The organism is Planosporangium spinosum (assembly GCF_049999945.1).
GTDB lineage: Bacteria > Actinomycetota > Actinomycetes > Mycobacteriales > Micromonosporaceae > Planosporangium > Planosporangium spinosum.
This window is the reverse complement of record NZ_JBLYUB010000020.1, coordinates 135,520-144,291: the sequence shown is the minus strand read 5'-3', so window position 1 is coordinate 144,291 and position 8,772 is coordinate 135,520. Positions and strand designations below refer to the sequence as shown.

Genomic DNA, 8,772 nt, shown 5'->3' with positions numbered 1-8,772 from the left:
TTGCCGGTCTCGATCACCATCTGCACGGCCTCGGCTTTGAACTGTGGACTGTACCGGCGACGCTGCTCGGGCATGGACTCATCCTCTCAGGTCGGAGGACGTGTCCAAGATCCTTAGTACACCTCAGTCACCCGCGCACCGTCGATCTGGACGCCGAGTTCGCGCGCCTCCCGGTAGACGTCGTTGAGGACGCAGCCGTCCCAGTAGCGGAACTGGTGGCGCCATGACGGGTCCGGATACCAGTTGGCCGGCGGCAGCGGGCGCGATCCAGCTTCTCGTCGGATCCGCTGCTCATCCCGCGGGCCGCCCCAGCGGTTACCGGTTTGGGGACGGTGCGCCGACACGAGAGGATCGTCGGGTGGACGAACGCGACAGCAGAGCGTACCGGGTGGAGGTGGAACTGCTCGGTCAGTTACGCGTGTGCCGCGCCGGAGCGGCGGTACCACTGCCGGGGACCCGCCTGCGCGGCCTGCTGGCCCGGCTCGCGCTGAGCGCGGGCCGCCCGGTCGACACGACGGCGCTCGTCGACGCGCTCTGGCCGGAGGCCCGCCCCGCCGACCCGGCCAACGCGCTGCAGTCGCTGGTGTCCCGGCTGCGCCGGGCGCTCGGCTCCGCTGACACCGTCGAGCAGGTGTCGGGTGGGTACCGGTTGGCGGTCTCCGGCGACGCCGTCGACCTGGCGCACTTCGAACGCCTCGTCGGCGAGGGTCAGGTCCGGCTGCGGGCCGGCGATCCGGCCCGGGCCTCGGCCCTCATCACCGAGGCCATGGCGCTCTGGCGCGGACCGGTGGCCGCAGAGGTCGCCGCCGTGGCGCCCGCGGCCGCCGTACGCCTCGCCCACGCCCGTACCGAGGCGGCTGCCGACCTGGCCGAAGCCGATCTGCTCCTGGGCCGCAGTTCGGAGGTTGCCGCGCGGCTGCCGGCACTGCTGGTCGAGCAGCCGCTGCACGAACGCCTCGCCGGCCTGTACATGGACGCCCTCGCCGGGCTGGGCCGGCAGGCGGAGGCGCTCGCGGTCTACGAACGGGTGCGGCACGACCTCGCCGACCGGCTGGGCGCCGACCCCGGCAGCGCCCTGCGCGACCGGCACCTGCGGTTGTTGCAGGCCGGCACCGGACCGGGTGGGGACGCTACCGTTGGCGCCTCCCCTGCCCCGGACACCGCCCCGGCGCCTGCCGACGCACCGCCACCGGGAAACCTGCCCGCCGCCGTGACCAGCTTCGTGGGCAGGGACGAGGACCTGGCCCGAGTCGAGGTGCTGCTGGACACCGGGCGCCTGGTCACCGTCCTCGGGCCGGGCGGGGCCGGCAAGACCCGGCTGGCGGTGGAGGCGGCGGGGCGGCTGGGCGGCCGCTACCCGGGCGGCACCTGGCTGGTCGACCTCGCCCCGGTGACCGAGCCGGCCGAGGTCGCCTCGACGATCGTGTCGGCGCTCGGCATGCGCGGCACGGCGCTGTTCGAGCAGCGGCGGGGTCGGGGTCTGCCCGACGGCCGTAACGTGCTGGACGTCCTGGTGGAGCGGCTGGCACCCCAGGATGTCCTGCTCGTCGTCGACAACTGCGAGCACCTCATCGAGGCGGTCGCGCAGGTGACCACGGCGCTGCTGGTCCGATGCCCCCGGCTGAGGGTGCTGGCGACCAGCCGGGAGCCCCTCGTGACCGACGGCGAGGCGCTCGTCCCGCTGGCGCCGCTCGAGCTGCCGCCCGCGGACGCCAACGCCGACACCGCGGCGCGCACCCAGGCCGTACGACTCTTCGTCGAGCGTGCCGCCGCCGTCCGCCCCGGCTTCACCGTGGACGCGACGACCGTACGTGACGTGGTGGAGGTGGTCCGCCGCCTGGACGGCCTCCCGCTGGCCTTGGAGCTGGCCGCGGCGCGGCTGCGCACCTTGCCGCTGGCCGAACTGGCGGCCGGCCTCTCCGACCGGTTCCGGCTGCTCACCGGTGGCAACCGCACCGCGCTGCCGCGCCACCGCACGCTGGGCGCGGTGATCGCCTGGAGCTGGGACCTGCTCGGCGCCGCGGAGCGGACCCTGGCGGAACGCGTCTCGGTGCTGCCGGCCGGGGTGACGCCCCGGTCGGCCACCGCGGTCTGCGCCGGTACCGGAATCGACCCCGATCACGTGCCTGAGCTGCTCGCCGCCCTGGTCGACCGGTCGCTGCTGCAACTGGCCGGCGAGGGCCCCCGCTACCGGATGCTGGAGACGCTGCGCGAGTACGGCGTCGAGCGGTTGGCCGAACGCGGCGAGCTGACCGCTGTCCGGGAGCTGGCCGCCCGGCACGTCGCGGCGCTCGTCGCCACGACCGACCCGCTGCTGCGCACCGCCGACCAGCTGCCGGCGCTGCGGCTGCTGCGCGCCGAGTACGACAACGCGCTCGCCGCGCTCCGCCACCTCTGCGACTCCGGCGACGGCCCGGCCGCCGTCCAGCTTGCACTGGACCTGTGCTGGTACTGGCAGATCCTCGGCCACCACGCCGAGGCGGTGTTCTGGCTGCGGGAGGCGATGGCGGCGCCCGGCGAGCACGACCCGGTGACCCTGGACTGCGCCCGGGCCCTGCAGCTGCTGAACACCTTCGGCGTCGATCCGGCCGCGCTAACCGAGTCGGCCGACACCCGGCGCGACCGGCTACGCGCCCTCGCCGCCCGGCTCGCCGCCCACGACGAACTGCCCGGCCTGGCCGGCGTGCTGGCGTTCGTGCTGCTGTACTTCGCCGGCGACCCCGCCGGTGCCACCCAGCGGGTGGAGGCCGTGATAGCCGGCGACGACCGCTGGCTGTCGGCCCTGGCGCTGCTCTTCCGGGCCCGGCTCGCCGAGAACGAGGGTGACGTCGCGCAGGTACGCCACGACGTGGAAGCGGCGCTCGCCGGTTTCCAGGCCGCCGGCGACCGGTGGGGACAGGCGACGACCCTGCCGCTGCGGGCGCTGGTCCGCCAGTACGGCTGTGACCTCGACGGCGCGGTGGCGGATCTGCGCGCCGCCCGTACCCTGTCGCGGGAGTTCGGCAGCCTCGACGTCGCCGACGAGGTCTTCCTCGAGTTCCGCTGGGTCGATCTGCACCTGCGCCGTGGCGAACCGGAGGTGGCCGTGGCCGCGCTCGCCGTCGCCCGGGCCCGGGCCGAGCGCGCGACGTCGCCGGAGGTTCTGGTCCTCGTCGACGCGCTGGAGGCGGGTTTCCTGGTCCGGCGGGGTGAGCTCGGCCGCGCCGAGCGGCTGTTGTGCCGCGCCGAGCAGCGGGCCGCCGTCGACGGGCCGCCGCTGGTGGCCGGCGACCACGCTGCCGCCATCGTCGGTAGCATCCGGGCCACGCTCGAGGTCGCCCGAGGCGATCTGACTGCCGCCGAGGCGGCGCTGGTCCAGGCGTACGCCGCCGCGGTGACCACTCGGGACATGCCGATCCTCGCGCTCGTCGCGGTCGGTGCGGCAGAGCTGGCCGACGCCCGGGGGTGGCACCGCGAAGCCGCGCTGCTGCTCGGCGCGGCGGACCGGCTGCGCGGCTCCGAGGACCCCACCGACCTGCGGATCGCCGCGCTGACCCGGCGCGGCGAGGCCGCGCTCGGACCCGCCGCCTTCGCCGAGGCGTACACCGCCGGCTGGTCGCTGGACGCCCAGGCCGCGCTGGCCAGGGTCGACCCGGCGCCGGACGCAGGTGCCGTCGCGCCGGCCGCCGCCACAACGACGGCCGGCGCTGCCACAACGACGGCCGACGCTGCCACAACGACGGCCGACGCCGCGGTGACGGGCGTTCAGGCGCGCCGGGCATAGGCGCGCAGCGCCAGCGGTACGAACACCGCGAGGAAGCCGGCCATCCACACCAGCGTCCAGAACAGATGCCCGGCCACCGGCCCGCCCACCAGCAGCCCACGGACCGTGGCCACGAGCGGGGTCATCGGGTTGACGTGGACGAAAGCCTGCAGCCAGCCAGGCATCGTCTCCGTCGGCACGAAGACGTTACTGCCGAAGGACAGCGGGAAGACCAGCAGGAACATGATCCCCTGAACTGCGCCCGGGGTACGGACCAGCATTCCCACCAGGACCGACAGCCAGCAGAAGCAGAGCCCGAATCCGACCGAGACGGCGATTGCGGCGATGGTGGGCAGCACCCCGGTGCCGATCCGGAAGCCCATCACCGCGCCGAAGCCCAGCATCACCACGCACACCGTCAGGTAGCGCACGACGTCGGCGACGACCGCGCCGACCAGCGGAGCCGACCGGGAGATCGGCAGGGAGCGGAACCGGTCGAAAACTCCCTTCTCGATGTCGGCGTTGAGGTTCTGCCCGAGCGCGATGCCGCCCATCGCCAGTGATTGCCCGAGCATGCCGGGGAGCAGGAACTGCAGGTAACCGTGCCGGTCACCGCCACTGATGGCGCCGCCGAAGATGTAGGTGAACAGCAGCAGGAAGATCACCGGCTGGAGGGTCACGTCGATCAGCGCTTCCGGAGTACGGAGCGTCTTGATGAGACTGCGTCGGGCCAGCGCGACGCTGTGCCGGGCCAGCGCGGCCAGTCGTCCGCCGCGGGGCCGGTCGATTGCCGTGCGGGCGCGGACGGCGTCGCGCCGGGCGGTGTCGAGGGCGGTCATACAAGCTCCTTGTCGCGTGCGCGGATGTCCTCGTCGGCGGTGCGGGTGGGTGCTCCGGTCAGGGAGAGGAAGACCTCGTCGAGGCTGGGCAGGTGCAGGGCCAGTTCGGTCACCTCGATGCCGGCGCGGACCAGGGCGGCGACCAGCTCGGCAAGGGCCGCGTCGCCGGTCACCGGTACGGCGGCGGCGCCGGGCCGGGAGCCCGTGGCGGTGTCCAGCGACGCCGAGGTGCCGGGTGCGGCCACGGCGTCCAGCAGCGCGCACACCTCCGGGAGTCGGGCCGGGTCGGTCGGGCGTACCCGCAGGGTCTGTCCACCGACCCGGCGTTTGAGTCCCTCCGGGGTGTCGTGGGCGATGACCCGGCCGGCGTCCACCACGACGATCTCGTCGGCCAGCGCGTCGGCCTCCTCCAGGTACTGCGTGGTCAGCAGTACGCTCGCCCCCTCGGCCACCTGGTTTCGCACCACGCCCCACATGTCCTCGCGCTTGGCGGGGTCCAGGCCGGTGGTCGGCTCATCCAGGAAGATCACCTCAGGGTGGCCGACCAGGCTCGCCGCCAGGTCGAGGCGGCGGCGCATCCCACCGGAGTACGTCTTGGCCGGCCGCCTCGCGGCCTCCGAAAGCCCGAACCATTCCAGTAGCTCCTCGGCGCGCCGACGGGCGTCGCGGCGGGTCAGGTCGAGCAACTGCCCGATGAGGACGAGGTTCTGAAAACCCGTCAGATCCTCGTCCACCGAGGCGTACTGTCCGGTCAGCCCGATGCGCCGCCGCACCCGCTCCGGCTGGCGCAGCGCATCGATGCCGGCGACCCGCGCGCTGCCGGAGTCCGGTCTCAACAGCGTCGCCAATATTCGTACGGCCGTGGTCTTGCCTGCCCCGTTCGGGCCGAGCACCCCGAGCACCGTACCGCGGCGGACCGCCAGGTCCACGCCGTCAAGCGCGCGGGTACGCCCGAACTGTTTGCGCAATCCCTCCGCCTGTACCACCAGATCGGACACGATCGTCACCTCCTGCACGTGGCCCGGCGTCCGACGCCGGGCCTGCGGGCAAGATTGCGCCCGGCCGCTGGCAGGACGCGCACCGCGCGCTGGCACGGCCCGCCGCGCGGTGACAGCGCCGTGTCAAGGGCGATCAGCCCTCAGCTCATGTTCGGCCCGACCGGGAGCGCGAAGAGGAACAGGCGGTGCGAGAGCAGCGGAGCGGTCAGGCGTTGTTGAGGTAGGCGAGGACGGCGAGGACCCGGCGGTTGTCATCGTCTGAGGGCGGAAGGTCGAGCTTGCCGAAGATGCTCGCGATGTGCTTGCCCACGGCGCTCTCGCTGAGGAACAGCCGCTGCGCGATGCAGGCTGTGCGGGTGGCGGAACCCGTGCGTGTACGGCGGCTGACTGACCAGGAAGGGCAGCAGCTGCTGCGGATCACTCGACGAGGGACCGGCAACCACCCGGCGTCCATAAAGGCCATCCACGCCTATCTGCGCTGGCGCAACGCCAACGCCCGCCACCCCGACGTCCTGGCCGCACAACGCCGCGAACGCGCCCGCATCCGCTCTGAACGCCAACGACGATGGGGTCAGACCCCGACCCGGACCGCAGCCTGACCCATACCACCAACGTTTGTGGTCAGAGCACTAGCTGAGCCGCTGTTCGACCGTGTCGTGGCTCATTGTCTGGACCTCTTTCGCTTGACCGCCGTCGCCTTGCCGGTGGTGCGGCCGGCCGCCCCGGTCGGACTCTCCACCACCGTCGCCGCGGTCTCCGCCGTCTCCGCCGCCGCAGGCTCGGAGGTCGCGTCCGGCGTCCGCGTCGACTTCCGCCCTCTCGTGGTGCCGGGGCGGCCCAGGACTGCACCGAGACCGCCGGGGCGGTTTTCGAACGTGACGGCCAGCGGGGTGGCCACGAACACCGACGAGTAGGTACCAGCGATCACGCCGATCAGCAGGGCGAGGGCGAAGTCGAGCAGCGACTCGCCGCCGAGGACGGCCAGCGCGATCAGGATGAACAGCGCACCCATGCCGGTGTTCACCGTACGGGGCACGGTCTGCAGGCAGGCGGTGTTGGCCAGCTGCGCGAACGTCGGTCGCCGGTCGCGCCGCTCCTTTTTCGCCGCGCCGACGAGTTCGCGGACCCGGTCGAAGACGACCACCGAGTCGTTGACCGAGTACCCGATCACGGTGAGCAGAGCGGCCAGGAAGACCCCGTCGACGGGTTTGCCAAGCCAGGCGAAGATGCCGACGAGGATCAGCACGTCGTGGGCCATGCCCAGGACGGCTGCCGCGCTCCACTGCCACCGGAACCGGAACGCGAGGTAGGCCAGCTGGGCCGCCAACGCGATGGTCAGTGCGATCAACGCCTTGCGGCACAGTTCGTCGCCGAGGCTGGGGCCGATCTGCTCGTCGCGGAGCCGCTCCACCGTGCCGGCCCCCGCGTTGGCGAGCGCGTCACGTACCTTCTGCTCGCCTGTGTCGTCGAAGCCGCCCGCGCGCACCGAGATGTTGCCGTCGCCGGATTCGTTGACCACCGCCTGGGACAGACCGGCGCCGGTGACCGCGGTGCGGGCCTGGTCGACCGAGATCCGCTGGCTGGTGCTGTACTCCACCAGCCGGCCGCCAGTGAACTCCACCCCGAAGTTCAGTCCCCGTACCGCGATGCCGGCCACCGCCAGCACCACCGCGACCGCGGCGACGGCAATCCACAACCGGCCGCGGCCCATCAGGTCGGGGTTCTTCCGCTCGAGGGTGCGGCGTACCCAGCCGACGTTGCCCAGCCCGCTCCAACCGGGCCGCTTGACGAGCCAGCCCTGTTTCAGCGTCACTTCGGCGAGCACGCGGGTGAGGACCAGCGCGGTGAACATCGACACGACCACGCCGATGCTCAGCGTGACTCCGAAGCCGCGTACCGGACCGGAAGCCAGGAAGAACAGCAGGCCGGCGGCGAGCAGGGTGGTGATGTTGGAGTCGATGATCGCCGACCAGGCGTTGGCGAACCCGCCCCGGATCGCGGTGCGCAGGGTGCGTTTGCCGCCGGCGTACTCCTCCCTGGCTCGTTCGAACACCAGCACGTTGGCGTCGACGGCCATGCCGATCGCGAGGACGAACCCGGCCAGGCCGGGCAGCGTCAGCGTGGCGCCGAGCGCCAGCAGCGCGGCGTAGGAGATCAGCCCGTACGCGACCAGTGCCACCGCGGCGAGCCCGCCGACGATGCGGTACACCGCGACGATGAACAGGATCGTGGCGATCACGCCGATGACGGCGGCCTGCGCGGAGGACTCGATGGCCGCCTTGCCCAGCGTCGGGCCGACGGTACGCTGCTCGATGACCTCCACGGGGACCGGCAGCGCCCCGGCGCGGACCAGCAGGGCGAGGTCCTTGGCCTCCTCCTTGCCGAACGATCCGGTGATGACCGTCGAGCCGCCGGTGATCCCGACGTCGCAGGCGACGGTCTGCTCGACCTGAGGTGAGGAGATCACCTTGTCGTCGAGGACGATCGCGACGCGACGGGTCGGGTCGCCGGCCGGGGCGCAGGCGGCCTTGCCGGTCAGTTGCTGCCAGGCGCGCTCTCCCGCGCCGGCAAAGTTGATCGTCACCTGCCAGCCGCCGAACTGACCGGGCTGGCCTTCGGCGCCCTTGATCTGCTGGCCGGACAGGGCCGCCGGGCCCAGCCGGAGCCGCTGCCCGCTCTCGTCCGGAAGCACCAGTTCGCCGCCGCTGGACCCCGGTGCGGTGCCCGGACTCGTCGAGGTGTCCGGTGCTGGCGTGCCGGCGGGGGCCGGCGTCGGGGTCCCGCTCGGGGCCGGTGTCGGGCTCTCACTCAGGGCCGGCGTCGGGGCACCGCTGGGTGCGGGGGTCGGGTCGGGCTGCTGCGGCGCGATCCCGAGCACGGGCCGGAACGTCAATTGGGCGGTACGACCGATGACGTCGACGGCCTCTTTGGGGTCGGTGACGCCGGGGAGCTCGACGATGATGCGACGCTCGCCGGAGCGCGCGAGGGTCGGCTCGGCCACGCCGAGCTCGTCGACGCGCCGGCGCAGCACCTCCAAGGCGTCATCGGTGGTTTTCGCGGTGGCATTGGCCAGCTCACCGTCACGGGTTTCCAACACGATCTGAGTTCCGCCACGCAGATCCAGCCCCAGCCGCGCCGGTCTGGTGGCGACCAGCCACCCGGACACGGCGAGTATGACAAGGGCGAGAAATGC

Annotated in this window: 5 protein-coding genes and 2 pseudogenes; 2 read left to right on the top strand and 5 right to left on the bottom strand. The window is 72.8% G+C overall.

Features of this window, described 5'->3' with window-relative positions; all coding sequences use genetic code 11:
- Nucleotides 1–113: 113 nt before the first annotated feature.
- Nucleotides 114–344 carry a hypothetical protein gene (locus ACNTMW_RS24610; protein ID WP_426636138.1) on the bottom strand — a complete coding sequence of 77 codons (231 nt, stop codon included), beginning with the start codon at nt 342–344 and terminating at the stop codon, nt 114–116.
- A gap of 14 nt (nt 345–358) precedes the next feature.
- Here ACNTMW_RS24610 and ACNTMW_RS24605 point away from each other — a divergent pair, with 14 nt between their 5' ends.
- Nucleotides 359–3,763: an AfsR/SARP family transcriptional regulator gene (locus ACNTMW_RS24605; protein ID WP_426636137.1), complete on the top strand. Its 3,405-nt coding sequence runs from the start codon at nt 359–361 to the stop codon at nt 3,761–3,763.
- Here ACNTMW_RS24605 and ACNTMW_RS24600 read toward each other — a convergent pair.
- The 3 genes and pseudogenes from ACNTMW_RS24600 to ACNTMW_RS24590 form a co-directional block, all read right to left on the bottom strand.
- Entirely contained in the window at nt 3,745–4,581 is an 837-nt protein-coding gene (locus ACNTMW_RS24600; RefSeq protein WP_426636136.1) for an ABC transporter permease, read from the bottom strand. The genes ACNTMW_RS24605 and ACNTMW_RS24600 overlap by 19 nt on opposite strands.
- Nucleotides 4,578–5,579 carry an ATP-binding cassette domain-containing protein gene (locus ACNTMW_RS24595; protein WP_426636135.1) on the bottom strand — a complete coding sequence of 334 codons (1,002 nt, stop codon included), beginning with the start codon at nt 5,577–5,579 and terminating at the stop codon, nt 4,578–4,580. The genes ACNTMW_RS24600 and ACNTMW_RS24595 overlap by 4 nt, the downstream gene beginning before the upstream one ends.
- 205 nt (nt 5,580–5,784) lie before the next feature.
- A pseudogene (locus tag ACNTMW_RS24590) lies at nt 5,785–5,928 on the bottom strand (DNA-binding response regulator); the annotation flags it as partial.
- A 118-nt stretch (nt 5,929–6,046) separates the two neighbouring features.
- Between ACNTMW_RS24590 and ACNTMW_RS24585 the strand changes: the two are divergent.
- A pseudogene (locus tag ACNTMW_RS24585) lies at nt 6,047–6,178 on the top strand (IS630 family transposase); the annotation flags it as partial.
- A 62-nt stretch (nt 6,179–6,240) separates the two neighbouring features.
- On the opposite strand, the gene secD reads toward ACNTMW_RS24585, so the two are convergent.
- A complete protein-coding gene (gene secD, locus ACNTMW_RS24580) occupies nt 6,241–8,745 on the bottom strand; it encodes a protein translocase subunit SecD (RefSeq protein WP_426636134.1) in 2,505 nt (834 codons plus the stop codon).
- Nucleotides 8,746–8,772: the final 27 nt, after the last annotated feature.